This is a genomic window from Hymenobacter negativus (assembly GCF_017571495.1).
In the GTDB taxonomy this organism is placed as follows: domain Bacteria; phylum Bacteroidota; class Bacteroidia; order Cytophagales; family Hymenobacteraceae; genus Hymenobacter; species Hymenobacter negativus.
This window is the reverse complement of record NZ_JAGETZ010000003.1, coordinates 1-26594: the sequence shown is the minus strand read 5'-3', so window position 1 is coordinate 26594 and position 26594 is coordinate 1. Positions and strand designations below refer to the sequence as shown.

Below are 26594 nucleotides of genomic sequence, written 5' to 3'. Positions count from 1 at the left end.
ATAATTGACTGCTGCCCCTGCCTGCTTTGATAGTGAACAGCGCGGAATGGTAAGTGAATAGCGCCTGAGTGGGTGTGGGCCTCGGCACTCCGGCGCCCTTGCCGGCACGCATAGCTATAATACCCGGGCCCAACGGCCCAACCCTCGGGCCCGGGAACCCGGCCGGCGAACGGTACTAAGCTCGACGGGTACGCTCATAGCCGCGCCAGAATTTTTCGACGATTGCACGAAACCCGCTCTTTTGTGGTTGGGCTTTGCTGTACCTTTAACTTATGGAAGTAGCCAACCACACCCTGGCAGAAGCCACCCGCACCGCGCCCTTCATTGATTATGCCGTGTGCGTCGACAACAGCAACCGCCCCGCCAAGCACGTCGGCGACTGGCCCGAACAGGGTCAGGTATACCCCGTTCGGGTAACGGAAGGCCGGGCCGAAGGCTCCGACCTCGTTCACGTTCTGGGCTTTGAAGGCGAGGCCCCGTATTTTAATGCCTTTGCCCCCCACCGCTTCGAAATAGTTGAGCGGGTATGGCTAAACTAGGCGCCTGCACGGCTTCTTTTTCTGCCGACAACCGCCTGACTGCATTAGAGCCAGTTTTAAACAGAAGCTTCGGCGATTCAATCGTTTGAACGAAAAAGCCCCGCCAGATTGGCGGGGCTTTGCTTTTACCCTAATCCCAAATCCAGGCAAGGCCGTGGTGGTGATGGAAGGGAAATGGCGCATCGGCTTCCGGGTCTTCCAGCATCTGCCGGAGCGCATGGGCTTCCTGCAGGCGATGCCGGTGCCAGTACCGCCGCATGCAGTACCCGGAGCCCGGAGGCGCGTAATACCATTGCTTGTGACAGGGCCGTCGGTGGTTGGGTTTCCAGGCCCAGCGTTTCTTTGGTCGGGACATTCAGTAGCACCCTTGAATAGAGGGCTACTTCTCTCCTGTGCTGTAGTGGTGGCGAATCATGTGAACAAGGTATAACAACCGATGAGGACGGCGATTTTTGTGAGCTGCATTCTTATTGGCCACGCCGACGCAGCAAGTACTGTACCTCCGAGCGGAACGTGCCCAGGATGCTGCCTGAGCGGATGGAAGGCGTGGTGTCAGGCGCAACAATGTCGCCGGTCAGCGTGCTGATGCCAACAACTTCCCAGCCTTTGCTGCTGAGGAAGTTGAGCGCGTCGGCCACGGTAAACAACTCCCGCACCTTCACATTATCGGCCGCCTGCTGGTCGGCGCTGATGCCCGTGTAGCCGGCCCCGTTGAGGCCATAGTCGAGGTGAAATGCCAGGGTGCCGTAGTGTGTGCCACGGGCTACCAGGGTGCAGTATTGAACAGCAAGGGGATGAGCAACGGCCGGCGTGGTTTGGGCCAGCACCGGAGTGGCCCCGGACAGCAGCAGGGCCAGTAGGAAGAGTTTGTGCATGAAGTGAGAATAGAAAGACAGTAGAAATGTCCAGGCAGCCTGATAAAGGTGGCTAATGGTGCAGAAGCAATTAAAATTGATTCAGAAATCGCTCAATTTTATTCAACGCTTCTTCCTGGGTGGCAGCCCGCTCAATGATGTAGGCCCCGTTGTGCTTGACGAGGGCAATCCGGCCTTCGGCCGCCGGGGCAACCAGGGCCACCCCCTCATCCAGAGAAGTAGCTACCTGGGCCGGAAACCACGCATCCAGCGCGGCCTGGGCGGTGTGCAGCGCCTGTTCTGCCAAAGCACTGGCCTGATGGAAAGCGTCGTACTCGGCTAGCTGCTCCTTGAATTTCTCTACCGAATCCGGGGTGATGTACCCGTCTTCGGTCTTGTATACGGGCTCCTGTACGTGAGCCCCTTTCAGCCTGAAGTCCTCCGCGGAGGCAGCTTCAAAGGCGGTTACGAGCATTTCGAATGTTGGCTCCTGAGCGGCCATGATGGAAACGAGTGGTGAAGGTGAGCCCCGAAGGTAGCATCCGAGCCAGCAGCACAATGGCCGGGAACAGCCGCTCCGGGCTCTTTTTTGATTGGAGCGGCTTCGGTGTAGCCACAACGCAGCTGTTGTTCTGCAACTTGGCTTGCCCAATTCCTTGAGACATGCAGGGCAGCTTGTCTCTTCCCACAACGTTTAGCGCAGCTCCCAGAAAGCGCTTTCCGCAGTGTGCGCAGCGGGAAAGCAGCATCGTTCTGCAAAAACGTGGCGCTGAATATGTCACCAAGACAGATAACTACCATTCCCAGGCTACTCCTACCGTGTATTGGTTACCCGAATACACGTTGCGCAGCTTGCCGAAGCCAGTGGCCCAGTCAGCCGTGGCCGATAAGTGCTTGGTTACGTTATAGCTGGCACCCAGCCCGGCCGTGGAGTACGCCACACCTTCGCCCAGGCCGATGGTACCAAACCGGGTGAGGTCCGGCGCACTCACGTTGTCGAGCGTGCGTTCGGTAGCCGTGAGCCAGAGCTTGCCAAAAAGCTGATAGCCCAGCTGCACACCATAGCTATACTGGTCGGTGAAGCCGCCGGTGCGCTTGTTGTAGCCCGCGCTTAGCGTAAAAAAGGCCGGTAGCTTGCTCAGGCTGTGCGAGAGCGCGGCGCGAGTCCATACATTCCACTCGCCATCGCCGGTGGGCAGGCGCAAATACACGCGCGGGTCGGTTGCATTCTGGCCAAACACGTTGGGATTGCCCAGTGGGGCCTCCACAGCTATGCCCACGGCCAGCGGCCATTTGCCCGTGAGTACGCCGTAACGCAGCCCAACTTCGGGGTCGCCTACGCCTTGGCCGGGGGTGAGGTCAGGGAAACTGGCGCGTCGGAAAAACGGAAAATTCAGCGTCGCCTCCAGCCGGTCGGTCAGGCCATATTCGCCATATATGCTATACACCTGCTGCCGAAACAGCGCCGTATTGATGGTACCGCCTGTGAGCGGGTGGTAACGGTCGGTGCTGACGGTGGTGAGGCCCACTTTCACGTATCCTTTCTTCTTCTTCCGCGTCCACCCCCCTCCTGCGTGGGCTGTTGAGGTGTTCAGTAGCCACAGGGCCAGCAAAAACAGGAGTGCGTACGGGTGAGCAGGCAGCAAAGACGTCCGCATGGCTACTGGACGAGAGCTGCCCCGAAATTATACATCGCTGGGTCGCAGTGAATGATGACGTGCGAGTAGCCCGTCGCGCTGCCCGAGACGGCCAACGCCTGTGCGCCATCTACCACAATAGTGCCTACCCGCACCACATTGGCAGAGTTAGCAGCCCGCTGTACCCGTATCAGACCGTCGGACTTGGCCAGGTACACACCGAGCGAGCCCGTGTGAAAGTCGGTCCGGAAGTTGGCAGCGAAGCGCACGAACTCGGCCCCGGCTGCGTCACGCTCAATCGTGGCCGTGCCGCTGCTGGCCACACCGCCCTGGGGCTGCATAGTACCGGTGCGCAGTGCGTTTGTGGTACCGGCAGGCTCGGCCGCTGAGGCGCTGCCGGGCGGCTCCACCACTGCTTTATTGCAGGCCTCTAGTCCGATGGCAAGCGCGCCACAGAGCAACAGCGTAAATCGATTGAGGAATAGTATGCACATAAGGCGTAAGGAAAAGGTGAAATGAAAAAGATGTTCGGTAAAAGCCCGTTAGGCCTACGGTATGTATCCCCCTCAAACCAGCCCCCAGCCATGCCGCTACACCTTTTCCTGCGCCAGCGCCCCGACGCGCACCACGGCCGAAGCAATGCTTAAACAGGAAAAAAGGCCCGGTATAATGCTTTAAGAGACAGGAACTGCAGAATGGCAGGGCATCCGCTAAGGGCTGGACGTGACCTGCCTACAAACCTTGCGCCTCCTCTGATTTTTTTTTGAGATTGCTACGGTGGCTAAATTATTCAAGACCAACTGCGTGACGAAGGCTGCGCCAAACGCCAGTAAGGCCTGCATAAAGTCACGGCGCTTTTAAAAACTTTTGGTACTTGGTGTAAGGCCCATTGCTAGCCGTCGTCAGACCCGACGAAACCAATTCACCAACCCTTTTTCACAATCTCATGAACAAGTTTCTCTCTTCCGCTTCGCAAGCGCTACTGCTTGCTGCACTCTTGCTGGCCGCCCCCCTCTCCTACGCCCAGGAAGGCGGCAAAATGACCGACGGTAAAATGACCGATGGCAAAATGCAGTCTGGTAAAATGGCTGACGACAAAATGAGCCACGATGGCAAAATGGCCAAAGGCAAGATGGCCAAGGGCGATAAAATGACCAAGGGCGACAAGATGACCAAAGGGGACAAGATGTTAAAAGGCAAGATGGGCGACAGCAAAATGTAAATTATCCAGCAGCGCCTCCCACCGCTGATATTTGTCCTGCTTTACGGGAAAGAGGGTGTACCCTGAAGCGCGGCTTCGGGGTACACCCTCTTTCCCGTAAAGCAATTTCTGATTCCGCCTGTCATGACCGCTACCCTGTACCACCCCAACCAACCCTCGTTGCTCGTTTCGGCAGATGGCGTGCCCTCTCCTGCCGCGGCTGGATATGCTCAGATAACGGAACGGGTAGCCGAGCTATTGGGCTGTGCCCCGGGCATGGTTGAGGTGTTGGCCCGAGGGCCGAGTTATGCGGTCTACTCCGTATTTGGTAGCACTGATGAACTTAACGATTCGGTCCTGCCAACTTTATTTCGCTTGACAGGTCGTCTGTTTCAGCTGGAGCACGAGGATGCCGAGGCGGTAAGAGGCAGCGTGCTCGTGGTCGAACACCAACTCCCGCTTCCGGCCCACGGGTAATAACCCCGCCGCAATACGACCCTGCCCCTGCCGTTGGCTGACATGCGGCACCAGCCAACGAGAAGTATTTGGAGGTAAGCGAGGTACAAGTTTTAGCAGGGTAGCGTACTTTGCTGCATAACCTCGGCCCCTGTCCCTAACGTACCACGGCTATGTCACACCATTCCCCAACTGCGAGTACTGTCGGCCTGCCCGCCGCCCGGCAATTTGCGGACCTGGTTCCCATCACGAATGGGCAACGGGCACTAACGCTGGCGCTGCCTTTCGGCTACGCGGCGGCGTACTTCGGCTTTGCCGCGCTGGGCTGGTGGGTGCCGGCTGTAGCCATGCTTATGGGCCTAAGTTTTATCACCTACGGCTCAACTTCGCACGATTTGGTTCATGCCAATTTGGGCTTGCGCAAGTCCGTCAACGACATCTTTCTCAGCGTCATCGAGCTGCTGGCGCTGCGTAGTGGCCACGCCTACCGGCTGGCCCACCTGCACCACCACGCCCGCTATCCCGCCCCCGACGACATTGAAGGCGCTGCCGCTGGCATGTCCCTGTTCGGTGCCCTGCGTGAAGGCATTACTTACAATTTTAAGCTGTATTTCTGGGCCTTGCGCCAGGAGCGGGGTGACAAGCGGTGGGTGCGGCTCGAAGGCCTGGCCTGCTTGCTGGTGCTGGCCGCCGCTGGGGTACTGGCTTCATTGGGCCACCCCGTGCTCCTCATCTACGCGGGGCTGATGACGCTGGGTAGCTGGCTGCTCCCGCTGGTGACCTCATACATCCCCCACCGGCCGCGCGAGCAAAATGTGCTGTGGCAGACGCGCTTATTCCGGGGCCGGGTGGCTTCGTTTGTTGCCGCGGAGCACCTCTACCACCTCGAGCACCACCTGTACCCGGCCATTCCGCATCACCACTGGCCCGAGCTGGCCAAACGCCTCGACCCCTACTTTGCGCAGCAAGGCGTGGAACCAACCAAGTTGGGCTTTTAACCTCTTCCTCATGCGACCACGCGAACAGCACAACGTAGCCGAAGAGCCGGGCTTTTTAGCGGCGCTGGTCGGCGACGGACGACGCTTGCTGACGCTGGTTGGCGTCAGCCTGGTGCTGAGCGGCGGCTTTGCCTTGTTTCTGGCGGCCACGCGCCAACTGCTGCCGCACGACGTAGCGTATCTGGGTGTGGTTGCCAGCCAGCTCTGCGGAGTCGATGACAGCCGCATTCTGCATTTTATGTTTCACGACCGGGCTGCTTTTGGAGGAGCTGTCATTGGCACAGGACTGCTGTACTGCTGGCTGGCGGAGTTTCCGTTGCGGCAAGGGCAGGCATGGGCGTGGTGGGTGCTATTGCTCAGCGGAATACTGGGTTTCAGTAGCTTTCTGGCCTACCTCGGCTACGGGTATTTTGATGCGTGGCACGGTACCGCTACGGCTTTGCTGCTCCCCCTATTCTGGCTGGGCCTGGCCCAGTCATTCAGGGGGCTGCACGGTCCCCGACACCTACGGCGGGCGTTCCGGCCTGCATTTGCCGGGCCGTGGTCCTCGCGGGCTGGTTTCGGACGCGCCTGCTTGATGGCGTCAGGGCTGGGCATGCTGGCAGCGGGCTTTACCATCGTGGTTGTCGGCACGACCCGTGTGTTCGTGCCGCAGGACCTACACTACCTGAACCTGACCGTGAAACAGCTCATGACGCTCAGTCCGCGCCTGGTGCCGCTCATTGCCCACGACCGGGCGGGCTTTGGTGGTGCGCTGGCCAGTTGTGGGCTTGCCCTGTTTGGCTGCGTATGGGGTGGCACCCCCAGCCGAAGCTTATGGCAGGTGCTGGCCCTGACGGGTACCGTGGGCTTTGCCACTGCCATCGGCGTGCATCCACTCATTGGCTACACTGACTTCAGCCACCTCGCACCGGCCTTTGCCGGGCTGGGGTTGTATGTGGCAGGTCTGTGGGGCAGTTACCAAGCCATGCATCCCAGCAGCTCCGGGCAGAAGCCGGACGAGCTGCGTAACCAAGCTTCCCAACTGCTTTCGGCCCCCGATGCTGCCTAGCCTGAATCCAGCCGACTGATAACGTACCTGGCTGACCAACCTGACAAACCCTGTTTCCCAACATAGGCTACTGTCTACGTCTAGGCACGACAGCACACAGTATGGCAAACCGACCTGCATCAACGAAAGCCGAGCAGGGAATTAGACAAGCCTGTTTCAGCATAACCAGACAGGAGCAGTAAGCATTGCCTTGGCTGCATCTATTTGCTGTAGATGCGCGAATCAGCAGGATGTCTTATTCAACCCGAGCTGCGGACTGGCCGCGTAACGACGGCAAGTTTGTGGCAGCTCCGATTGGGAATCTGTCACCGCTATGCGGTTTTTCTTGTCCCAAAAATGGGGTTGAACCTGCCGCTGCTACGCGGCTACTCCGCAACTGCGGCTATTTGTGGTGCGCGAAGAAGCCAAACGCGGCCAGAATCAGGCCCACAATGATGAGCAGGGAGCCAAGTTTACGGCCCGCACCTTCTAAAAAGCGGGTTCCAGCGGCGGCCTCATAGGACTTGAATTCCTCTACACCGGCCGCATTGCGGCGGTTAAAGGCGCGACGATTCATTAGGTACTGAATGGCATAGCACAAAACGGCTAGCAGGATTCCGAAAATAGTCATGAAAGGGAAAGTAAGGCTACTCAGCTAACGATACCCCGCGCGAAGGGTTACCTGCCCGCAGCATGATTTGGACCGGGTTTATTGCCGGTATGCAACTCTCCCGAGCAGGAGCGGAAGGGTTAGCCCGCGCTTCCCTGCCAGCCGAGCTTCTCGTACTACCGAGTTACGAAGTCAGCGCGATTTCGCTCGTTGCACCCCGACCCGGAAAGCGCATGGCTGCGGAGGACAAGCGCAAAAAGAGGGTTTGGCCAAGCTTGCTGCGGACAAGTAACTGTGCTGGTGGGACAAATCATTTCTATGGCTTATTGGTTACCCCTATCCATCAGACACCGATTTGTCATGGCGCATCAGCCTTATGCTTCCCAGGAATGCCGCAACGCCCACCGCTCCGTGCACGACACTTTGGACGTGGTCAGCGGCAAGTGGAAGCTCCTCATCCTGGCCGTGCTGCTGGAGGAAAAGCAGCGGTTCAAGGAGCTCACCCGCACCATTGGCATCTCGCCGCGCATCCTCTCCAAGGAGCTGCAGGAGCTGGAGCTTAACCAACTCGTGACGCGGACCGTCTGCGACACCCGGCCCGTGACCGTGGAGTACGCCGCCACCGCGCACGCCCACACGTTGAGCAACGTCATTCACGCCATGCACGAGTGGGGCAAACTGCACCACGCCACCGTCATCGGGGACGTAGGGAAGAGCTAGAAGCTCGCGCTACTGCTGGTACACTGACTACAAGAACTGCTCTCTATTTCTCATCCACCCGTCCGAGGGGACTGTCATAAAATGCGGCTACGGCGTTGGGCCAGGCGGGGTCTTCGGGGTACAGGGCGCTGCGCAGGTAGGCCCACGTTAGCCGCTGGACGGCCGCCACGCGCTCAGGGTTTTCATCCGTAGTTTCCGTCACCAGGTACCCGGAAATTCCACCAAGCATGTGCTCGGCGCCAAACAGCGTCACCAGCCCGTTGGCCCCTGGGCTTAGGGTATAGGCATCCGTGAACCAGTCGGGGCCGCGCACGGTCAGCGGGGAATAATCGGCATCGCCGGCTACTACCAGCGTCGGCGTCGTTAGTTCGGCATAGCTGGTATTTAAATACGGCATGTGTTCGGCCGCAAAAGGGCTTAGGTCTTTGCCGCCCCGCCCGCCAGCGCTCAGCAGGACACCGGCTTTTATTCGGGGGTCGGCCATGTTCTCGCCCAGTTGGCCATCGGCAGCAACCATTCGGGCGCCTAGTAGCAGGCTGGTGGTTTGCGCGCCGAATGAATGGCCGACGCCGGCAATGCGGCTGTGGTCGAGGCGAAGGCCGGGTATAGAGTGTGCGATAAGCTCCAGGTTATCAAGGACACGCTTTACGTCCTGCACGCGGAATTGCCAGATGTTAGGGGTGCGCGCATCCTCTGGGCTTAGGCCCAACGTGCGGGAATCGAGAAACGTGGGTTGAATCACCGCGAAACCGTGGGCAGCCCAGAACTGGGCGAGCGGAGCGTAGCCGTCCAGCGAGGAGCCAAACCCATGGGCAAGGATGATGATGGGGAGCGGGCCGGCGGTGACGGGAGCGGAAACCCGCACCTGCAGGTCTTCGCCCCGGCCTGGGGCTACGAGCAGAACGGGGCTGGCGGAAAGGACGAGGGCCGGGGCGGCGGGGCTGGGAAAATTGCTCATGGTAAGAGAAGGGTTGGGGTTGGTTGAGAAGCCAAAATTGCCAGCGGCATTTGGCACAGATGCCGTCCCTTACCAATAGGATACCGGTTACCAAAAGGGTAGCGGGCAGGCAGCGTCTCAGCTTGACGAATGAAGAGGACAATACCCGCCACACCGACTGAGCAAGGCTTAGGAAATTAAGGATGGCGGCCCCTTCCCTCAAACTCGACTATTTGCGTCTGGGCCGTCCTATCTTCGGCGCATGAAATCCTTACTCTTCTGCCTGCTGCTCGGCTCCTATAGCGCGCTGGCCCAATCCCACAAGCCCGCCCCGCCATCAGCTTCCCTGGTTGACAAGTTTTTTGGCTTCCGCGACGTTGGCTTGGAAACCGACATTGCCGACCACCCCGAGATGAAGGCCATTGTTGGCGCAGACTCGGTGGAAAGCGACCCCGATAAAACGTATTATTTCCGCCCCCGCGAGAACCCGCAGATTGGCGAGACCAAGGCTACGCTCATCCAGTATTTCTACTACAAAGACAAAGCCGAAGGCGTGCTCGTGGTGGTGACCGGCGCTGCTGAGCGCCAGAAACTACTGACGGCGCTGCGCGCCAAATACGGCGCGCCCACCCAGGCGCCCGCCGCTGCCAAAGCGAAGTCTCCCCAGGAAGAACCGTATTTATGGACGGGTAAAAAAGCCACGCTCACTCTCAGCAAGACCGGGGCCAACGGCGAAGCCTCGCTGCTGCTGCTCTCCAACGCACTCTGGCAGCGCGAGCAAGCAGACCGCAAGCGCAAGGCCGGTGCGGGGCTGTAGCAGAAGGAGGAAGTATGGATTGGCTTATGGGGCCAAAACCATCAATTTAGCAGAGCTCCAGATTGCGCTTCCCGTCTTGCTGCCAAGGTTCTGGCACAGGCAGAAAGGCCCCATAAGTGCTCCGGGCGCAGGCAGATGCGTTCACGCAGTAAGGGCTGGGTATTGGTAGAGCAGAGTGGGCTGCTGGGCCTGGCGCAGCAGAAAGTCGGCCACACTGGCCCGGCTGATACGGCCCACCCGCATGCCGGGCGTTAAGTTGGGCAGCACCCGGTAAGGCACCAGCGGCCCATTGGTGAGCATGCCTGGCCGCACGATTTCCCAACGCAGAGAACTAGCGGCCAGAAGCTCTTCCAGTTGCGTCTTGTTGTTGTACTCGGGCTGCATAAACCAGCGGATGGCCAGGCGCATCCACCAGCTTAGATGAGGCGCACTGGCCCCCGCCCCAAAGCCGGTCAGCACCAGCACGGGAGCCGACAGCGGTGCGTCGGCTGTGGCCGCCAGCAGGGCCCGTGCGGTGTCGGTAAAGAGCGGGGTGGCGTTTTTTTTGGCTGTGCCCACGGTGATGAGCACGGCTTCGGCCCCGGGCAGCACCCGGCGCAGGTCCGCCGCCGATGTGGCGCTGCCCACTACCTTGGTCAGCTGCGGATGCTCGGGCAGGGTTGCAACGGTGCGCGAAAGGGTTGTGACGTGGTGGCCTTGTGCAAGCGCCTGCTGAACGGCCAGCAGCCCCACACCCGAGGAAGCCCCAATGATGGTCAGGTTCATAAATGCGGGCGGTTATTAGGCAACTGGTTGAGTAAAGGCATTCCCTAGGCCCGGCGCGGTGACGAGCAGGCTATCGGCCGCCCAGTGCCAGGGCTGGCCAGTGGCCGTGAGCAAGTCGGCGCCGGCCTCGCGGGCAATGAGCAGGCCCGGCAGCCAGTTGTCCAGGTCGCGCCCCACTTGCAAAAACACATCAAGCCGGCCGGCCCCAATGTAGGCCAGCTGCAGGCCGTGGGGACCGTAGTTGCGCACCACTCCGTAGCGGGCCAGCAGCTGTTCTAGGCCTTGGCTTACCCGTTGGCGCAGGTCCGCGTCGTGGTCTAGCCCGTGGTTGTGCTCAAACACGGCCACCATGACTCCGGGCTCGCGCTTGGTGCTGGGACGTAGCGGGGTTTCGTTCACAAAGGCCCCCGCTCCGGCTTCGGCCCAGAACAGCTCCTCGGCCAGTGGGTCGTAGATGGCGGCAAAAACGGGTTCCCACTGCCGCATCAGCACCAGGTTGATGGTCCAGCCCGGCAGCTGCTGCACGTACTGAATGGCCCCGTCCATGGCGTCACAGAGCCAGTATTCGGCCGGCAGGCTTGCCGTATTATCAAGGGCGAATTCGTCGGCCGCCAGCCAGGGGGTTGAAGGGAAGGCCGCCGCCAGCGCCTCTTGCAGCACGGCCAGGCAACGCCCTTCGATGTCGGCCAGGCGGGTCTGGAGCTCGTCCAGGGTTTGGGGCACGGGCCCGCGGCGGAAATTTGGCAGAAACAGGTTGCCTGCGGCACGAATGGCAGCTCGGACAGCCGCCGTTTCAGAAGTAGTAAGCATACTAAAAGAGGGTTGAATGACGCTGGCAAAGGAAGCCGGTCTTCACCCCCAAAAAGTAGGCCCAGTGGCGGCAATGCTGGTCCTATTCGCGGATGGTGCGTCGGAACTGCTGCGGCGTCAGGCCGGTCACCTTCTTAAAGAGCTTGCCGAAGTACACGGGCTCGTCGTAGCCCAGGGCGTAGCCAATCTGCTTAACCGGCTGGTCGGAGTAATAGAGCAGCCGCTTCGCTTCCAGGATGATGCGCTGCTGCAGGTGCGTGCTGATGGAATGGCCGCTCAGGGCCTTCACCGTGTCGTTGAGGTGCGATGGGGTGACGGCCAGGGCGGCGGCGTACCGGGCGGGCTGCTTCCACTCCGTGAAGTGCTGACGCAGCAAGCGTCGGAAACCCTGGACCAAGGCCTCGGCCCGGCTAACATTGGCCCCGCTACTGGTCATTGCCGGCACCAGCAGCGCAGTCACCAGCTGAAGCAGCGCCGCCAGCATTGCCTGGAGAGCCGGACCGATGGGCGCCGTTGCCTCCGTCTGGCAATCCGCCAGCAGGGCCAGCAGCGTGTGGGCGCGTGCCTCAAACGTGGCCTGTCCGACCAGGGCCACCGGCCGGCGCAAGTGCTGCTCCAGTACATCGCGGGCCTGCTCGTCTACCAAGCCGGGCTCAAAGCTGACGCCCCAGCCTTGGGCAGCGACGGCCTCGCGTAGGCGGTGCACCTGGCCGGGGCTGATGAGCAGTAAGGAGGGTCCGCTCAGCGTAAGCTCCTCAAAATCCAGCGTTAGTCGCAGTTCGCCCGCTTGCAACAACACCAGCAGGTAGTGCGCGTCGCGGTGGGCGGTTCCGTGCGGATGCTCGGAGGGTGCAGGGCGTTGGGCTAGGGGGCGCACCAGCACGCCCGCCCGGGCCAGAGGCGAGAGCGGGTAGCTTGGGGGAGCAGTTGCCTTCACGGGGAAAAATATAGTCGGGACTGCAAATAGGGACACTTTGGGACAAACAAGGGCCAACCGTTGGCACGCCCGCGCCCGTTATTAATACGCCAGCACGACCTCACCCCGGCGTGTCCCGCAGTTGGCCTGGGACATACGCTGCTTATAAACCCTCCGAAGCGGCAAGCTGGCCAGCGGTTTTTATTTCCATTGCTGTGGCCGCAATCCGGATGTGGTCGCCATTGTGTAGCCACAGCCAGACGTGGTGGTTGTCGTATTCTACGCTGAGCACGGTATACACTTTGTCAGGCATGCCCTGTGTGGTGGTACACCCGGTCACTCCGCTCAGGCAGATGAGCAGCGTGTCTTCGTCGCTTTGCAACTCGACGACGGCCGTGGAGGCTGGCCAGTCCAGGGTGAGCGTCCGCAGGGTTGCGCGGGTCAGCGGCACCGTGTACTCGGCACTCAGTGGCACCTTGACCAAGTGGCGCGCCGCAAAATCCACGGCTTCCTCCGGGGTTGCAAAGCGCCATTGCTTGTGATTGTCGTAGTCGGAAACTGTATAGCTTTCCTGGTTGAAATAAAAGCACGGAAACTCGAAGGCATAGAACGCGGCGTATCGAGGGTCACGGGTCAGGCACAAGCGCCGCAAGCTGGCGAAAGGCGTCAGCTTCCGCAGCTCTGGGTGCGCCCGAGCCAGGTCAGGTCCAGCAGTACCAGGGTTTTGCGAACGTCCTCGTCCGGCAGATGGTACGCCAGGTTCCGACGTATCCGCCCCCACTGCTTGTCCACTTGGGTTTGAGCCAATTTCCTCCTGGTGCGCTGCTTCATCCGGGCAAGTTATCCGCCAATGGGCAAAACACGGTCCTGTTAAACCGTTTCTCTGTTTGCAAGCAATTAACCTGCTATAGCCACCGCCGATGTTAGCGAATGGCCGGCAACTCCATCTCGACGTACGTGAGTGGCAGCTTGGTGCTCGCCACTACGTCGCCGCCGGGGTCGGAGTGCGCCTGCTCCAGTACCACGTGGCGGGCATCACGCCAGCGGGCGCGGCGCGGCCCCCAGTCGACCAGGGTGCGGTTCCAAAGGAGCTGTGGCGCGGAGCCACTTACCTGATATAAGCTTATTTCGGTAGGGTTGCCGCCGCTGGCCACGTCTTCGCATACGCTGAGCAGGTAGCGGCCATCGGGCGAAAGGGCGGGCGCTCCCAGCAGATTGGTGCGCCGGCCAGTGCGCTGGTCGACCAGCAGCACGGCGGGGCCTTCATCAGTTGACACGTCGACTACCCACTGATGGGCGGCAGGCAGGCTGCCCCAATAGGCATATGCGTTGTCGTTGCCCTCGGGCCCATCGGGCGAAGGCACAGGGCGTAGGGTAATTGCAGGGCCCTGCGCTGGCCGAAACACGAGGGTTTCGCCCTGGCGCTGCACCCGGCCATCGGTGGGTAGCGGCGTATCCAAGTTGGCCGGTATCGGCTGGCCACTAGCCGCAGCGTTCTCCTCTCGCTCCGCGGGGCGCAACGGCAGTGGGTCCGTCGAGCGCAGTTGGTCGAAGGCGGCTTTGGTGCTGGGTCGCAGCTGGGCCACGCCAACGAAGTGACCCAGCGAGTCGGCCACTTGCAGGGTATCGGCTGCTACACCAGCAGCGGTTGGGCTGGCGGTGTCGCCGGCTGGGGGCGTAGCGGAACCGGTAGTGGTAGCGGTGGGCTTATCGGGCTGGCAAGCAGCCAGCAGCAAAGCCAGGGCAGCGTAGTATTTCATATGCGGAGATGAGTGATAAAGCGGCAGGTACTGTTGGGAATCTTGCAATTTCGCGGCGGGCATCCTTCAGCGCTTCGCCACCCCTGCGCCAGTTCCTGGCAGCGGCAGCCCCGCACGCAGCAGCGGACGCAGCTTGGCCAAGGGGATAAAGACGGGGACTTCGCCCAGGGCATAGGCGGTGATTTCGTAGGGTACGTACAGGAACAGCACCCCACCGGGCGTGAGGCACACGTTGGTAGTGAGCTGCATCTGGTTATCGAGCAACTGCGTGTCGAGCCGTTCATTATCGCCAATGCCCAGAGTCCGCCGTACGCCCCGCTCCAGTAAGGGGAGCAGCTGGGTGCGGGCAGCAGGCTGGAAAATATCGTCGAATGTGAGGACCCGGCCGGTACGCAAATCGATGCTGCGCACTGTGCTGCCGAAGTTGCCATGCGCGCCTCCCGAATAGCTGTAGTCCAAAAGGCGCAAACTGAGCAAGGCGCCTTCCTGACAGATGACCGACGCGCTGCTCTGGCTTTCGTAGCGTAGGCTGGGGCTGTAGGCCTCGGTCGAGTCGGCGGTTGCCGCCGAATCGGCAGCCAGGTCCTCGGCCAGGCCAGCGGCATCTTCGCGGTAGAATTTGGCAAAGTCGGTGCGCTGCTGCTGCCATAGGCCCGCAAGAGCCGGCACTGGCAGGTTGGGCAACGTGTCGCCGCGCTGCTGGCGGCGGATGTTGGCGGCTATGGCCAGGGCCACGGGGGAGCTACCCGTGGGTTCCAGCGTTTGCAGGCCTACGTGGCCGTAAGGCGAGCGGGCCTGGCCGGGGAAAGCCGCAACGGAATCGGCAAACGAGCGCACCGCCAGGGCCAGGGCCGGCCGAGCCGGCCGCAACTGAATCGCCTTCCCGCCCACGGTACCCACCAGGCGGCCATCGGGCTGCCGGCGCAGACGCCAGCGGGTTTCCTGCTCATTGCCGCTGCCGTCGAGCACGGCGTGGTCATAATAAGCCAGCAGCAGGCTGTCCGGGTGCGGGTGCTCCACCAATACCTGTTGCAATTCGTGTGGCTCGCCGTCGGCCCCGTAGTAGTAGCCGCCGATGCCCCCGACGGCCTCACTGCCCGGGCGGGCCGGGGTGATGGTGAGGTGCAAGGTCAGCGAATCGGCGGCCCCCGTTAGCTGACCCCGGTATTGGGCGTAGCCAGGGTGGCGAAAATCGACAATTGCTGCGGCAGCTGGTGCAGTGGCGTTTTGGGCGTGGTCACTTTTCTTAGACGGGCAGGCGCTAAGCGCTAATAGCAGCGGTGCGGCCCAGAGCAGTACAGAACGATTCATGGCTGTAATAACGGAAAACCCACCCGAGGAGCTTAGCAGCACGGCTGCCCAGCCGCTATTCCTTTGTTAAGAATTTATAAACAAATGTGCTCTACCCCTCCCTCATTCGCTTTGCACGGGGTAGCCCTCAATCAACGGGGCACCTTGCCGGCCGGCGGGCGCTGCTGCCGCAGGGTGGCAAAGATGGCCAGCAGCTGGCGCAGCTCGGCCGCCGACTTTGCTTCCCCAAAGGCGTTGATTAACGGGCTCCACCCCTGGCCGCTGTGGCTGTCGAACACGGCGTTGAGGGTGTAGCCGGTGGCACAGCGCTGCACCTGCCAGGTGGCCGGGCGGCCCAACAGGGTGGTTGCTACGCGGCGCATCTGGCAGCCAGCCGCCGTACTATCCATTCCTTGCGGGTGGCCGCCCAGGTAGAGGCCGCCCGTGAACTGAGTGCGCACCGTGGTATCAGCCGGGGCAAAGTAGTACACCAGGAAATCGGCAGCATCCGTACTTCTCAGTCTGTACGTGCTGGGCAATGACACGAAAAAGCCGCTGTTGCCCAACGCCTGCTCTACCAGCTGAGGGGCCGGGGTGGCCGTTGGCGGCGGCGCGCTGGCGGGCCGCGAGGCAGCAGTTGGTTGGTCCGGGCTTTGGCAGGCAGTTACTCCAACTACCAGTGTCCCAATCAGTCGTTGAATAGTTCTTGGTAACAAACCAGGCATAAGCGGAGGAATTCTCTGGGAATACGTCTTCGGACTATATTGCTATTCGTTGCGGTGGGCATCAGGGTTGCTGGGTTCGGCATCGACCATGACCACATCCAGGTCGTCATCCACCTCCCCCGGCACCATACTTGGCACGGTTTCGCCGGGCTGGAATCCGGTAGAGGCCGGAAAACGCCAGACCTCGTGCCTGCTCTGCTTTATCAGGCACCTACCTGGCTCGGTCCTTCACAGGGTGTAAACAGCCATGAACGCGAGCCCCCCCTAATGCAGTCCTCCCACAGCATCGCCGGTAACGAGTTGCCCCACCCGCTGCCGCCCCAGCAGCAACAGCCCCAACGCCAGCAGCGAGGTGGCGGCCATGATGCCCGCCATGGGCAGGGCCGAATGCGCATTAAACAGGCTCACCCCGACCGAAGCCAAGGCCCCCATGCCCATCTGAATAGCTCCCATCAGGGCCGAGGCGCTGCCCGCGTTGCGCGTGAAGGGCGCCAGCGAGAGCGCGGAAGTGTTGGGATTGGTGAAGCCCAAGCAGCACAGGAAAACAAACAGCAGCGCCACCGTGCCGATGAGCCCGATGACACCTGCAAGGGTAAGCAGCAGCAGGGCAAGCGTTGTGAGCACCTGGCACACCAAAGCGACGGGCACAATTTGGGCGCTTTCGTAGCGGCGCAGCAGCTGGCTATTCACCTGGCTGGCTCCAATCAGGCCAATGGATAGAAAGGCAAAAATCCACCCATATACCTTGGCATCTACTTTAAACAGGTCCATAAACACCAACGGCGAGCCCGACACGTAGGCAAACAGGCCACTGAAAGAAACAGCCCCCGTCAGAGCATAAGTCGTAAACTGCGGCTCACGCAGCACCGCCCAAAAGTTTGCAAGAATGGGCCGGGGTTTCAACGAGAGCGTGGTATCCGGGGCGTAGCTACTTGGCAACCATAAAAACGTAGCGAGCAGTAGCAGGCTCCCGAGCCCACCCAGCGCCACGAACACAGCCTGCCAACCATACGCCGTCGTGATGTAGCCGCCCACGGTGGGGGCCACCATGGGCGAAACGCCCACCACCAGCATCAGCAGGGCAAATACCTTGGCGCTGTCCTTCACGGGAAACAGGTCGCGCACCATCGTCATCGAGGCCACCGCCGCCGCGCAGCTGCCAATGGCCTGCACAAAGCGCAGCACAATCAAGGCTTCGATGCGGTGCACAGCCAGGCAGCCCACCGAGGCCGCCACGTAGAGCCCCAGCCCCAGGTAGAGCGGCGGCTTGCGCCCGTAGCGGTCCAGCAGGGGCCCGTAAAGCAGCTGGCCCGCCGAGATACCCACAAAAAAGCTCGATAGCGACAAGCCCACCCGGGCCACGGTGGTGTGCAGGTTGTGGGCAATGGCCGGAAAGCCCGGCAGGTACATGTCAATCGAAAAAGGCCCCAGCGCCGTGAGGGCGCCCAAAATCAGAATCAGGGTGAAATATTTTTGCTTGGTCATTAATCCAGGGAAAGGCGGTAGGCGTAGCGCTCGTATAAGGTGGGTACGTAGAGCGCAAAAACCGCTTTTTTGTTTGACCGGAGCAAGCTATTCTCCCTCCTGCTTAGTCCGCCAGAAGGCGTGCGGTGTGCACAATCTGGCGCTCCGTGGTGGCTTGCAGCACGTAGAGCGCGAGAGCCAGGCACGTAAGCGATAAGGAAGGGCCCGTACCTGTGCGCATGGTACGCCCGCAGGCATCTAACAGACGTACCCGGTCGGTGGACGCCAACTCGGGCAGTCGCACCTGGTCGCGGGCAGGATTGGGCACCAGTTGCAGCGCAAGCGGCTCCACACGGGGATGCTGGATTACCAATGCCCCGTTTCCCTAAATCAGCAAGGCCACGGTGGTGTAAGTCAGCAGGTCAGCACTGAGCTTGCCGTAGCCGTTAAGCACCCAACCCAGTCGGTGTATCTCAGTTGCCACTTGAGAGCCGGGGCCTTATTACCCCCGTCCCCACACTGCTTCCTCAATGTCAATATCCGCGTCGAAGTGCGCAAGCACGCGCTCGATGGCTTCAGCAATCGACCCGCCCTTCTCCAAATAGCAGCCACCTATTCTTGCCCCTGCATTGAGAGGGAAGTAAGCACCCGCATGCATGTTGGGCAGATGCGCACTTATAGCGTCTTAAACCTTCGTAAAAGCAACTGCACCACTTAGCGCAAATACACTCTTAGCTGTGCTCTTCCAACCTTTCCCAGTTCTCCCAAAATACTGCCGTGGGCTGCGTTAGCCACGGCTGTTTCGTAACGGGATGGAGCAGGTAATGCTCGTTCTTTTTCGTGCCCACCCGCAACGCGTAGGCTTGGCCATTACGGAAACCACCGAAGCCATCCGGGCCGCGATAAATGAGGTGCTGATTTTTGACTCTTAACATGGAACCCGGGCCGTTATGCGGAGGAGCCAACGTACGTCAAAATGCCTCGCTCGGTTTACTACTTTCTAACCAAGTCGGTCACTTTTCGGGTAGCGCGTAGTCCGGCAGCCGGTCGTCCTTACTGCCCGCTTCGAAGGGAAAGAGATACTGAACCTCGTTGGTCTCGGTGTCATAGGTCAGTTCAACGAAGAAGCCGCCCGGCAGCTGGTACAGATGCACTGCCTCGTATACTTCCTGCCAGCGTGTAGCCACATAGGCCCCCGTGGCGTATATGGCGGCAAGTTGGCTTTCTTCCGCCAGCCGGATGAACGCGTGGAAAGTCATGGAAGCAAGGTAGGAAACGGGCATGAAAAAGCCCCGCTGGTGGGCGGGGCTTTGGGTTTACGTAGTGACGGTGCAGTTAGCGTACCACCAGCTTGCGTATCACCACGCCCTTTTCCGTTTGCAGCTGCAGGGTGTACAGGCCGGCCGCCTGGGTACCTAGGTCGATGGTGCGGGTGGTGGCGGGGCTGGCCGTTGGGGCCTGTAGCACCACGCGACCGGTCAGGTCGGTCACGGTGAAGGGGGCCGCCAGCAAGGCGGGCTCGGGGCTGTGCAGCAGGAAACGGCCATCGGCGCTGGGGTTGGGGGCCACGCTCACCGGGGCATCGAGCAACCCGGCACGGGTAGCCGTGGGCGTCACGAAAGAGATGTCGTCAATGAGCAAGGTAGTGCCGGCGGTGGGCGTCTGCGTACTGGACGAATAAAATTCGATGTGCAGCGAGTCGGGGGTCGTGGTTGACGTATAGGTGAGCGGAATGGTAACCAGCGTGTAGGTTGAGGCAGGGGCCAGGGTCTGGCCCATTATGGCAATGTCGGTTGACACGCCGCCAGTGGTCCGGCTGAGCGAAACCGATACGGCGCCAGCGTCGGGTGTTCCCCCAGTCCGGGTCAGTTTGTAGTAGAACTGCATCTGCGTGGGGCGGGCCGTATATGGCACGCCGCTGTAGAGGCTACCGAAGTCGGTGAGGCGGGTACCGAGTGCCAGCGCTCCGGGAAAGGTTTGACCCACCAGCGCGTAGGTTTTGGTCTCGAGTTGCGCCGCGTAGGTGCCGCTGTGGGCGTCGGTGGTCTTGGTAACGGTAGTCGTGCCAACAGGCAGGGCCACACCGACCAGACTGCTTATCAGGTCGTCAGTGGTTTGCCAGTTGGCGGGAGCTTCTACCCCACCCGTTACCGAGGTGGCACGGGTAGACCACGTTTCGAGGTCAAGGTTGGCCACAGTTTGGGCGTGCGTCGACGTGAAGACAAGCGTAGATGCGGCCAGAAGGCCTAAACGGAAAAGTGTTTTCATACAAAAATGAGGAATGGATTTGCTACCAGATGTCCGAAACCTACTTGCGGTTGCATGAGAACCGTTTTTAATTTATTTGGAGTGCGAGCAATTGGGGCCCTATAAAGTTAGGGTAATAGCAACATTCCGTTGCACGGGTCCATTAGCTACTGAGCCGTATCCAGGCTTGTGGGTACTGCATTACAACCTACACCTAGCTCTGGCAGTAAGCACGGTGGCAACTAACTGGGTTGACGCTTTGGCAGTACTAACCTTGTAAGTGAGGCGCCCTGGTTGTGCGCCGGCCAGGCTTATTGTCCACTCTGACCACGACAGCTAGTACACGGCCACCTGCTTCAAAAATCTGCTCGCCCGCCACGGCGCGCGATAAAAGGTGCTCAACAAAGAAGGAGCTGGCGGGGCAACTGCTACGATAACGCCATACCGAATCGTTCTGGTGCCGCTTCAAAGCCAACCTGAACTGTTCAAAGCCCGGCTCGAAACCAGTTATCACAGCTCCAAGCGCCTCCGTTCTGCTTTCGGCTGTCTCGTTTCTAATCACTCTGCTCCCTCCAAACTTCGTCCCAATTGTGTCTAGCTTGGTTAGACCGCCTCAATCTCTTCCTCAGACGCAACGTACTAAAACCTGCCGCTATACCCAACTCTTTCCTTCCCTAAAAGAGCCCAGATGACTGGCTGAAGCTCTCTGATTATTCCTCTCAATGGTGCAAAGCTGCCACTGGCCGAGAAAATCATCTTGTTTGGCGAGTGGGACCAAATACCTCGCTTATAAGGCCGCTATCTTTGACCCATAAGTAACCCGCACGAGCTGGAAATGTGGAAAGGAAGGACTTGCTCGTGCCGCGTGGTTGCAGCTGAACCGGTGGGGTAGACACCGCTAGGCTGAACACGCTACTTCAAGGCCATCGCATTGCTGCGATGGCCTTTTTTATGCGCCCACTCTAAACTGTAACACACTAGCAACAAAACACTTTAACACTGTTGCAGCCAAGCCGCCGCCGCGATTTCGTTATCAAACAAATGGTAGGTAAGGGCAGCAGCTTTGGCGTCGTTGATGAGTTGGGTGGTAGCCAGCCGGGCAAACACGTCCTCGGCGAGCAGGACCGCCGCGTACAGACCGCGGGGTTGCTGGTTAGCGGGGTCGAGCCAGTACTCGAGTATCCACTTCGACTCTTCCTCCGTGAAGGGCGTCATGCGGCGCTGGTCCCCGAGCAGGCGGTGCCACTGCCGCCGGCGTAGCAGCTGACCGGTGTGGATGAGCAAGGCCTGCAAGTCGCCAAACTGGCGCTTGCCGGGGGCATACACAAACACGGCGTACCCGGCCGGATGCTCCAGCACACGGCCGGCGGGGTTTTCAAAATAGACGGACAGACCAGTAGCAAACGGCATCGGGCAAGGGAAAAGAAATGCCCCAACCGTACGTCGGGCCTCTTGGTGGGGTTGCGCCAGAGCCAGCCGCTACCTAATGGGCCCCGCTGAGTGGGTGGGGGCTCCCCTTCTACTTACTACTCTCACTTCTGCCCTCGTATAATGGGCTTCTCATTTTGAGTAAAGGAAGGTACCGCAGGGCTGATTTAATGGACGCACGTGCGATTGAATAGGTCATGCACAGCAAGCATCGGCAGCATATAATCCCGATAGGTAATTGGCGCACAGCAGACCGGGTATCTGCGCAGTCCTGACGACATCAATTGGAGGGTGTCAGGTCTATAAAAAATAATCCCGTCACTCTGCTGGAATTATGCCGGTGAAGTTCCGGGATTATTTGCAGTAGCCCAAAGCAGCTCATAAGCTTTGTTGCACAGCGTCCCAACGGCCACTCAACTGGTGAGCCCAATATCTGAAAACACATTATTTTGGTTCATCCTCCTAGCGCATTGTGATAAGCAATACACCTTTACCTAGGTAACGCTCGGCTATAATGCAATACAACATCAATAAAGTCTAGTCATTAATACATTATATACATCCTTTTTTGTTGTCATTAACTGGGGTTCCTTTGGCTATTCAATTCACCTGTTTCTGCGTAGTTTAAATGAAAAGGATTGCACTCCTCCTGTTTGCGCTCGTTGGCGCCTTGCCGGCCGTTGCTCAATGTCCACCAGTTGGCTACCCGTACATTGATAACAGCAATATTGCCCCCGTGGAACACTACCTCGCCCAGAGTGTTATGTACGGGAGGATTTGAGGTGGTCTAACTAAGCCGGACAGCGTTGGGACGTTGTTTGAAGATGGGTTTCGAAGTGGTTGGGGGCACGGTAGGCCAACGCTGAGTGGCGTCGCTCGGCACTGTAGTAGGCCACGTGGTGGCTGATTTTGAGCTTAGCTTCGGCCAAGCCCGGGAAAATGCCACCGTCGAGCAGTTCGGCTTTGAAGCGGCTCCAAAACGATTCGGCGTGGGCGTTGTCGTAGCAGTTGCCGCGCCGGCTCATGCTCTGCACGGCCCCATGCCAGGCCAGTAGGTTCTTGAATTGGGTGGCCGTGTACTGGCTGCCTTGGTCGGAGTGCACGACGAGCCCGGCCGGGGGCCGGCGCACCGCCAGGGCGCGCCGCAGCGCCTCGCTGACCAGGTCTTCGGGCATGGCGAGAGCGCACGTCCCAGCCCAAGACTTTGCGCGAGCAGCGGTCCAGCCACACGGCCAAGCAGCGCCAGCCGCCGCCCTGGCGGGGCAAGTACGTGATGTCGCCCACCCACACCCGGTTCGGGGTAATGGGGGCCGGCTGGCCGAACAAGCGGTTGGGCGCGGCGCGCACGGCCGGGTCCGAATCGGTGGCACGGGGCACAAACGAGCGGGGCTGATGGGTCGTACCCGGAGGGCGCGCAGGCCGTGGGCTTTGAGCACCCGGCGGATGCGCCAGCGGCCCACGGCGTGGCCGTCAGCCTGCACTTCGGCCCGCAGCCGAAGCGTGCCATAGCGTTGCGCATGGTGAGCAAACGCCTCGCGTGCGGGTAGGTACTCACCAGGTGGGCTGGCCGAGCCTGTGCATCAAGCAGGCGCTGACCAAGGCTTTTTTAAAATATCAAGTTCCTGCTCGGCCCGCTTCAGACAGGCGCGCAGGGCGCGCACTTCCGGGTCCCGTGCTACCTCTTCGCTGCCCACTTCGGCCACGAGTTGGGCCTGCTGCCAGCGGCAGAGCAGCTTCGGACTGATGCCCAACTGCTGCGCGGCCGCCTGCGTGCTGCGGCTCTCGCTGGCCAAGCGCAGGGCCTCGGCCTTGAAGGCCGCGTCGTACTTACGTCGTTTGTTGGGCGACGACCCGTTGGTTTTGGTTGCCATAACAGTAGAAATATACGTCCTACTTCTGTCCGCCTTCCCTAGACCACCTCAGTCCAGCAGATTTGTAAGATAAATGGACCACCTGCCGATTTCAAACGATTTCCAAAGCGGACATTGACCGTCACCAATCCTGACCCCACTTCTATCTATACTTGACATATCCAAAAACCCAATGGTGTTTGGCAGGAAATGACTTTTGGAGCTATACGCGAGTTTACTCCCACTGTACCCGGACAGTATATTATTGGTCTGCGGCAAGACAACATGGGGCTACCAGCCAGTACTTATGGAGCGCGTGCCTATCAGCTTGATTCGTGGAGAACCAACTTCTCGGGACCAATATGTTGCGACGATGTGACTGCACGACCCACCGCCAGCCCCGTAGCCCTGCCCCCGCTCTCAGAACAACAGAAACGCCTTTTATCAGTCGATGCGGCTAGTACTCCGGCTCAAATGCTTTTTCGCAGGCCAACCTTTACCCAGTACCCACCACCACGCTGCAAGTTAGCCTTACTACGTTTAGCCAAGAGGAAATTGTCATCACCGTAACCAACGTGCTCGGGCAAACAGTTGGAATACTGCCCCTGCACGGGATGGCAAAAAATGGCTTATTCGAAGAGAAGTTAGACATATCATCTCTGGCAGCAGGCATGTATGTAGTACAAGTGCAGCAACACAGCGAACAACGGGTCCTAAAATTCGTGAAATAGATATAAAGCAGGACACAAGTGGCCAAGAGTGGCGGACGCGTAGTTAGAAGTAAAGCGAAAGCCCCGCCCACCCAGCGGGGCTTTTTACTGCCTTCCTCGCATGAGACACCTGCTACTCCAAGTGGCCCTGCTCGCGCTTTCCCTCACCGCCCCGGCCCAGACTACCCACCCCCGCACTACCTACAAAACCGTTTCCCACCACGCGTTGTCCAAAGTCAAAACCAAGCACGTGGCTGCTGGCCCCGTGGTATACTATTGCAACAGCGGCAACACGGTCAAGTACCACGCTTCCGCCGGCTGGCCCGGTGCGGGGCCACGGTAGTGCCCATGTCGCTGGCGGCGGCCCAGCAGCAAATGGCCTCATGCAAGTGGTGCTATTTAGGATACGCCTGCTCATGCCCCTCCACGACTTCAACCGACTCTCGGACGAGATGCAGCTGGCCTACCTCTTTCAGCGTGGTACCTACCTGGCCCGGCGCTGGGATGACTACCACCAAGCCGTGCAGCTCTACCGGGTACCCTCCGGTTTTTTCGTCGAGCTCAACTACGACGTGGAGAAAAACGAAATCGAGTTTCTATTCGCCTTCGAAGAGGGGAGTGAAGATGACCGGCTGCCGGACTACGCCATGTTTGTGAAGCTGCCGGACTGGATGCCGGATGCGGAGTAACTATAACCACCGTTAAAGTGAACGGGGCACTCACTAATAAGAGGCGGCACCTTGCCATTCTAAAACATTGCCCTTCTGCCGCATGCTCAAACTGTATAAACGCCACGCGAATCAACTGCATTACTGGGAGTATTGGGAAACCGGCCCCAAGCAAGGCGTTATCCATTGGGGCGTTGTGGGCGAGCGAGGCGAGCGCGAGGATGTTAAGGCTCCAAGCGTGGCTGCCTTTCAAGCACTTCTGGACGACCAAACGGCGGCCAAGCGGCAGGAAGGCTTTGCCGAGCCCGCCAAGGAATACGACCTGATTATCGAGTACCCGGTCAAGCGAATGACGGCCAAGCACCTGGATAAACTCGTTCGGTTAGAAGAACGGCTGGACCAACTATTGGGCTGGGCGGGTCTGGGCCATTGCGACGGCCACGGCCACGGCTTCGGCATGATGGACATCAGCTGCGTGGTGGTGGACTTTGAACTGGCCAAGCGCCTAATTGAGGCGGAGGCGGAATACACGGAATTTGCGCGCTACTCTAGTATCAGGCTCCAAGAGAGACATGACGAGGAGCAGGATGCTTAAAGATTAGGCTCTTTCAACTAAACAGAGGGCGTTTACCTTGCTACCCTTTCGCTGAACTACACTTGTGAAACATGCATGATTTCCCGCCTTTTTGTTGGTTAAGCAGCCGAGTATTGGCCGTGGGGGCCTGCTTGTGCGTGCTGACAGGGTGTGCTTTCTACCAAGGCCTGCTGGGCTATCCTACGCAACCCCGCCTGCGGGAATTTACCTTGTACAACCCCCGGTTCCAGGCCGAGCACGCGTCGGTGTTGACGCAACACGACCTGCCGTTCACCGGCTTTTATTATCGCCCGGTCCCCAGCACCGCCTTGAATTCGCCAAGCTACAGCTACCTGAAATTCCGGGAAGATGGCAGTTTCTTTACGGCTTTCATGCCGGTTCCGCCCGAGCAGTTCCGCTTGACCGCGCCCGTGGACAATCTCGGCTACCTGGTTCTCTCCGGCGATAGCGCCCGCTACGAACTCAAATCTGCCATTGACCACGCCGGCATAACGGGAACGTTTCGCTTTTACGGCGACAGCCTGTGGATGGTCGAGCAACCTACTCGTCGCAAAGACAAGCCGAATCGGTTGGTTTATCAGCGACATGCAACCAACTAAAACCGCTCCTATTTTTGAACAGAGCACGTTTACCTTGGGACCGTTTGACTAGACGCCGAAAAACGCGTTCTTGTGGCGTCCCTTCCCCTTGTGGGCACATTTTTCATGATTACTGCTGAGAAAGCCGCTCTCTTCATCGCCTGCGACTTCTCGCAGGATTGGTTGGTGCGCCACGGCACCCCACGCGACAAGGCACTGGCCACGAGCCAAGAATGGGCCCAAGTGCTGGACTACGTGCAAAGCGCCGTGCGCATCCGACGACGCCACTTAGTGGAACACCCCCGGCACCTGGTCCGCGTCCTGCACGAGCGGGAAGACGCCGTGCTCGCCGCGTGCGAAAACATAGCCGTCTTTCAGGCGCTTTGGGAAGCCGTGTGCCGGCACGTCGACGCGATGGACCAAGAACCTACCTGGTTTGAGCGCGTGCTCGAATGGATGTTGCGTCGGCTGTAGAATAGGCGAGATAACGCTCGGTAATTTAGACCACCCTTTTGCTGAACTGTCTAGCTCGCCACTAGTGCAGGTGGATTATCTGTCGCAACTGATTCATATGTTCGACGAAAGGTTTGCCGTCGATGTATATGTTTCCGAAGATGTCGAGTAGCAGACTTCCAGAGTAAGCGTTCAATCGGTCTTGTGCCAGCACGATGCGGAACTGGTAGACGTTACGGTTGTCCACGTACACCAAGCAATACCCCCGGTAGGGCTTCCCCTGCTTCCGCAGGCCCGCATTCCGCTCCACGGCGAAGTCGTGCGGGAAAACCAGTTGATTCAACGTATCGGCCGTTGCCTCGCCGAAGCGAGAAAACGCCGAGGCCGCGAACCGCCGTGCCACAGACGGGTAATCCAGGGAAGGAGCGTCTTTGGCAAAACGGGTGAAAGTGACCCGCTCAGTGCTGTCAGGGCTATTAGGCGGCAGCAGGACGAGTTCTTGGCCGTCGTCTTCCAAGTGAGATGTCCAGCCAGGC

Annotated in this window: 33 protein-coding genes and 3 pseudogenes; 12 read left to right on the top strand and 24 right to left on the bottom strand. The window is 59.7% G+C overall.

Annotation, left to right across the window (positions count from 1 at the left end; translation table 11 throughout):
• Positions 1-272: 272 nt before the first annotated feature.
• Positions 273-539 (top strand): hypothetical protein, encoded by a 267-nt coding sequence (locus tag J4E00_RS07140; RefSeq protein WP_208174459.1) that lies wholly within the window; start codon positions 273-275, stop codon positions 537-539.
• A 130-nt stretch (positions 540-669) separates the two neighbouring features.
• Here J4E00_RS07140 and J4E00_RS07135 read toward each other — a convergent pair whose 3' ends face one another.
• The 5 genes from J4E00_RS07135 to J4E00_RS07115 all read right to left on the bottom strand — a co-directional run bounded on the left by J4E00_RS07135 (position 670) and on the right by J4E00_RS07115 (position 3524).
• Entirely contained in the window at positions 670-894 is a 225-nt protein-coding gene (locus J4E00_RS07135) for a hypothetical protein (RefSeq protein WP_208174458.1), read from the bottom strand.
• A gap of 112 nt (positions 895-1006) precedes the next feature.
• Entirely contained in the window at positions 1007-1414 is a 408-nt protein-coding gene (locus J4E00_RS07130; RefSeq protein ID WP_208174457.1) for a hypothetical protein, read from the bottom strand.
• 70 nt (positions 1415-1484) lie between these two features.
• A complete protein-coding gene (locus J4E00_RS07125) occupies positions 1485-1895 on the bottom strand; it encodes a hypothetical protein (RefSeq protein ID WP_208174456.1) in 411 nt (136 codons plus the stop codon).
• A 292-nt stretch (positions 1896-2187) separates the two neighbouring features.
• Positions 2188-3051: a hypothetical protein gene (locus J4E00_RS07120; protein ID WP_208174455.1), complete on the bottom strand. Its 864-nt coding sequence runs from the start codon at positions 3049-3051 to the stop codon at positions 2188-2190.
• A gap of 2 nt (positions 3052-3053) precedes the next feature.
• On the bottom strand, positions 3054-3524 hold the full coding sequence (locus J4E00_RS07115; RefSeq protein WP_208174454.1) for a hypothetical protein: 471 nt from the start codon (positions 3522-3524) through the stop codon (positions 3054-3056).
• Positions 3525-3976: 452 nt separating this feature from the next.
• Here J4E00_RS07115 and J4E00_RS07110 point away from each other — a divergent pair, with 452 nt between their 5' ends.
• The 3 genes from J4E00_RS07110 to J4E00_RS07100 all read left to right on the top strand — a co-directional run bounded on the left by J4E00_RS07110 (position 3977) and on the right by J4E00_RS07100 (position 6736).
• The gene (locus J4E00_RS07110; protein ID WP_208174453.1) at positions 3977-4252 is read left to right on the top strand and encodes a hypothetical protein; all 276 of its coding nucleotides are present in this window, start codon (positions 3977-3979) and stop codon (positions 4250-4252) included.
• 608 nt (positions 4253-4860) lie between these two features.
• On the top strand, positions 4861-5685 hold the full coding sequence (locus tag J4E00_RS07105; protein WP_208174452.1) for a fatty acid desaturase family protein: 825 nt from the start codon (positions 4861-4863) through the stop codon (positions 5683-5685).
• 10 nt (positions 5686-5695) lie between these two features.
• Positions 5696-6736 (top strand): hypothetical protein, encoded by a 1041-nt coding sequence (locus tag J4E00_RS07100; protein WP_208174451.1) that lies wholly within the window; start codon positions 5696-5698, stop codon positions 6734-6736.
• 382 nt (positions 6737-7118) lie between these two features.
• Here J4E00_RS07100 and J4E00_RS07095 read toward each other — a convergent pair whose 3' ends face one another.
• Positions 7119-7346 carry a molybdenum ABC transporter permease gene (locus tag J4E00_RS07095; protein WP_208174450.1) on the bottom strand — a complete coding sequence of 76 codons (228 nt, stop codon included), beginning with the start codon at positions 7344-7346 and terminating at the stop codon, positions 7119-7121.
• A 339-nt stretch (positions 7347-7685) separates the two neighbouring features.
• On the opposite strand from J4E00_RS07095, the gene J4E00_RS07090 reads away from it, so the two are divergent.
• Entirely contained in the window at positions 7686-8045 is a 360-nt protein-coding gene (locus J4E00_RS07090; RefSeq protein ID WP_208174449.1) for a winged helix-turn-helix transcriptional regulator, read from the top strand.
• 43 nt (positions 8046-8088) lie between these two features.
• Here J4E00_RS07090 and J4E00_RS07085 read toward each other — a convergent pair whose 3' ends face one another.
• A complete protein-coding gene (locus J4E00_RS07085) occupies positions 8089-9003 on the bottom strand; it encodes an alpha/beta hydrolase family protein (protein WP_208174448.1) in 915 nt (304 codons plus the stop codon).
• Between the two features lie 241 nt (positions 9004-9244).
• Here J4E00_RS07085 and J4E00_RS07080 point away from each other — a divergent pair, with 241 nt between their 5' ends.
• Positions 9245-9799, top strand: a complete 555-nt coding sequence (locus J4E00_RS07080; RefSeq protein WP_208174447.1) for a hypothetical protein — start codon at positions 9245-9247, stop codon at positions 9797-9799.
• A gap of 141 nt (positions 9800-9940) precedes the next feature.
• Here J4E00_RS07080 and J4E00_RS07075 read toward each other — a convergent pair whose 3' ends face one another.
• From J4E00_RS07075 to J4E00_RS07000, 16 genes and pseudogenes are all read right to left on the bottom strand, one after another.
• Complete coding sequence (locus J4E00_RS07075) at positions 9941-10564, bottom strand: NAD(P)-dependent oxidoreductase (RefSeq protein ID WP_208174446.1); 624 nt, start codon at positions 10562-10564, stop codon at positions 9941-9943.
• A gap of 15 nt (positions 10565-10579) precedes the next feature.
• Positions 10580-11374 carry an inositol monophosphatase family protein gene (locus J4E00_RS07070; RefSeq protein WP_208174445.1) on the bottom strand — a complete coding sequence of 265 codons (795 nt, stop codon included), beginning with the start codon at positions 11372-11374 and terminating at the stop codon, positions 10580-10582.
• Positions 11375-11456: 82 nt separating this feature from the next.
• Positions 11457-12311: an AraC family transcriptional regulator gene (locus J4E00_RS07065; protein WP_208174444.1), complete on the bottom strand. Its 855-nt coding sequence runs from the start codon at positions 12309-12311 to the stop codon at positions 11457-11459.
• A gap of 142 nt (positions 12312-12453) precedes the next feature.
• A complete protein-coding gene (locus J4E00_RS07060; protein ID WP_317196598.1) occupies positions 12454-13071 on the bottom strand; it encodes a DUF6193 family natural product biosynthesis protein in 618 nt (205 codons plus the stop codon).
• A gap of 142 nt (positions 13072-13213) precedes the next feature.
• Positions 13214-14050: a hypothetical protein gene (locus J4E00_RS07055; protein ID WP_208174442.1), complete on the bottom strand. Its 837-nt coding sequence runs from the start codon at positions 14048-14050 to the stop codon at positions 13214-13216.
• Positions 14051-14116: 66 nt separating this feature from the next.
• The gene (locus J4E00_RS07050) at positions 14117-15361 is read right to left on the bottom strand and encodes a DUF3298 and DUF4163 domain-containing protein (protein ID WP_208174441.1); all 1245 of its coding nucleotides are present in this window, start codon (positions 15359-15361) and stop codon (positions 14117-14119) included.
• A 131-nt stretch (positions 15362-15492) separates the two neighbouring features.
• Entirely contained in the window at positions 15493-16065 is a 573-nt protein-coding gene (locus J4E00_RS07045; protein ID WP_208174440.1) for a hypothetical protein, read from the bottom strand.
• Between the two features lie 264 nt (positions 16066-16329).
• Complete coding sequence (locus tag J4E00_RS07040) at positions 16330-17550, bottom strand: multidrug effflux MFS transporter (protein ID WP_208174439.1); 1221 nt, start codon at positions 17548-17550, stop codon at positions 16330-16332.
• Positions 17551-17653: 103 nt separating this feature from the next.
• Positions 17654-17881: a hypothetical protein gene (locus J4E00_RS07035; protein ID WP_208174438.1), complete on the bottom strand. Its 228-nt coding sequence runs from the start codon at positions 17879-17881 to the stop codon at positions 17654-17656.
• Positions 17882-18542: 661 nt separating this feature from the next.
• Complete coding sequence (locus J4E00_RS07030; RefSeq protein WP_208174437.1) at positions 18543-18788, bottom strand: hypothetical protein; 246 nt, start codon at positions 18786-18788, stop codon at positions 18543-18545.
• A 76-nt stretch (positions 18789-18864) separates the two neighbouring features.
• Complete coding sequence (locus tag J4E00_RS07025) at positions 18865-19797, bottom strand: T9SS type A sorting domain-containing protein (protein ID WP_208174436.1); 933 nt, start codon at positions 19795-19797, stop codon at positions 18865-18867.
• A gap of 972 nt (positions 19798-20769) precedes the next feature.
• Positions 20770-21186 (bottom strand): hypothetical protein, encoded by a 417-nt coding sequence (locus J4E00_RS07020; protein ID WP_208174435.1) that lies wholly within the window; start codon positions 21184-21186, stop codon positions 20770-20772.
• Positions 21187-21995: 809 nt separating this feature from the next.
• Positions 21996-22379, bottom strand: a complete 384-nt coding sequence (locus J4E00_RS07015; RefSeq protein WP_208174434.1) for an integrase core domain-containing protein — start codon at positions 22377-22379, stop codon at positions 21996-21998.
• A gap of 58 nt (positions 22380-22437) precedes the next feature.
• Positions 22438-22488, bottom strand: a pseudogene (locus tag J4E00_RS30215) (hypothetical protein); the annotation flags it as partial.
• 125 nt (positions 22489-22613) lie between these two features.
• Positions 22614-22730, bottom strand: a pseudogene (locus J4E00_RS30210) (IS3 family transposase); the annotation flags it as partial.
• Between the two features lie 54 nt (positions 22731-22784).
• Positions 22785-23075, bottom strand: a complete 291-nt coding sequence (locus tag J4E00_RS07000; RefSeq protein WP_208174432.1) for a transposase — start codon at positions 23073-23075, stop codon at positions 22785-22787.
• Positions 23076-23560: 485 nt separating this feature from the next.
• Between J4E00_RS07000 and J4E00_RS30205 the strand changes: the two are divergent.
• The 6 genes and pseudogenes from J4E00_RS30205 to J4E00_RS06970 form a co-directional block, all read left to right on the top strand.
• Positions 23561-23785, top strand: a pseudogene (locus tag J4E00_RS30205) (T9SS type A sorting domain-containing protein); the annotation flags it as partial.
• A gap of 100 nt (positions 23786-23885) precedes the next feature.
• On the top strand, positions 23886-24107 hold the full coding sequence (locus tag J4E00_RS06990; protein WP_208174431.1) for a hypothetical protein: 222 nt from the start codon (positions 23886-23888) through the stop codon (positions 24105-24107).
• Positions 24108-24180: 73 nt separating this feature from the next.
• Positions 24181-24453: a hypothetical protein gene (locus J4E00_RS06985; protein WP_208174430.1), complete on the top strand. Its 273-nt coding sequence runs from the start codon at positions 24181-24183 to the stop codon at positions 24451-24453.
• 82 nt (positions 24454-24535) lie between these two features.
• Positions 24536-25027: a hypothetical protein gene (locus J4E00_RS06980; protein ID WP_208174429.1), complete on the top strand. Its 492-nt coding sequence runs from the start codon at positions 24536-24538 to the stop codon at positions 25025-25027.
• 71 nt (positions 25028-25098) lie between these two features.
• The gene (locus tag J4E00_RS06975) at positions 25099-25626 is read left to right on the top strand and encodes a hypothetical protein (RefSeq protein ID WP_208174428.1); all 528 of its coding nucleotides are present in this window, start codon (positions 25099-25101) and stop codon (positions 25624-25626) included.
• Positions 25627-25716: 90 nt separating this feature from the next.
• Positions 25717-26079, top strand: a complete 363-nt coding sequence (locus tag J4E00_RS06970) for a hypothetical protein (RefSeq protein ID WP_208174427.1) — start codon at positions 25717-25719, stop codon at positions 26077-26079.
• A gap of 61 nt (positions 26080-26140) precedes the next feature.
• Here the strand turns inward: J4E00_RS06970 and J4E00_RS06965 are convergent.
• Positions 26141-26594 (bottom strand): hypothetical protein (locus J4E00_RS06965; protein WP_208174426.1); only part of this gene is annotated, 454 nt, incomplete at its 5' end.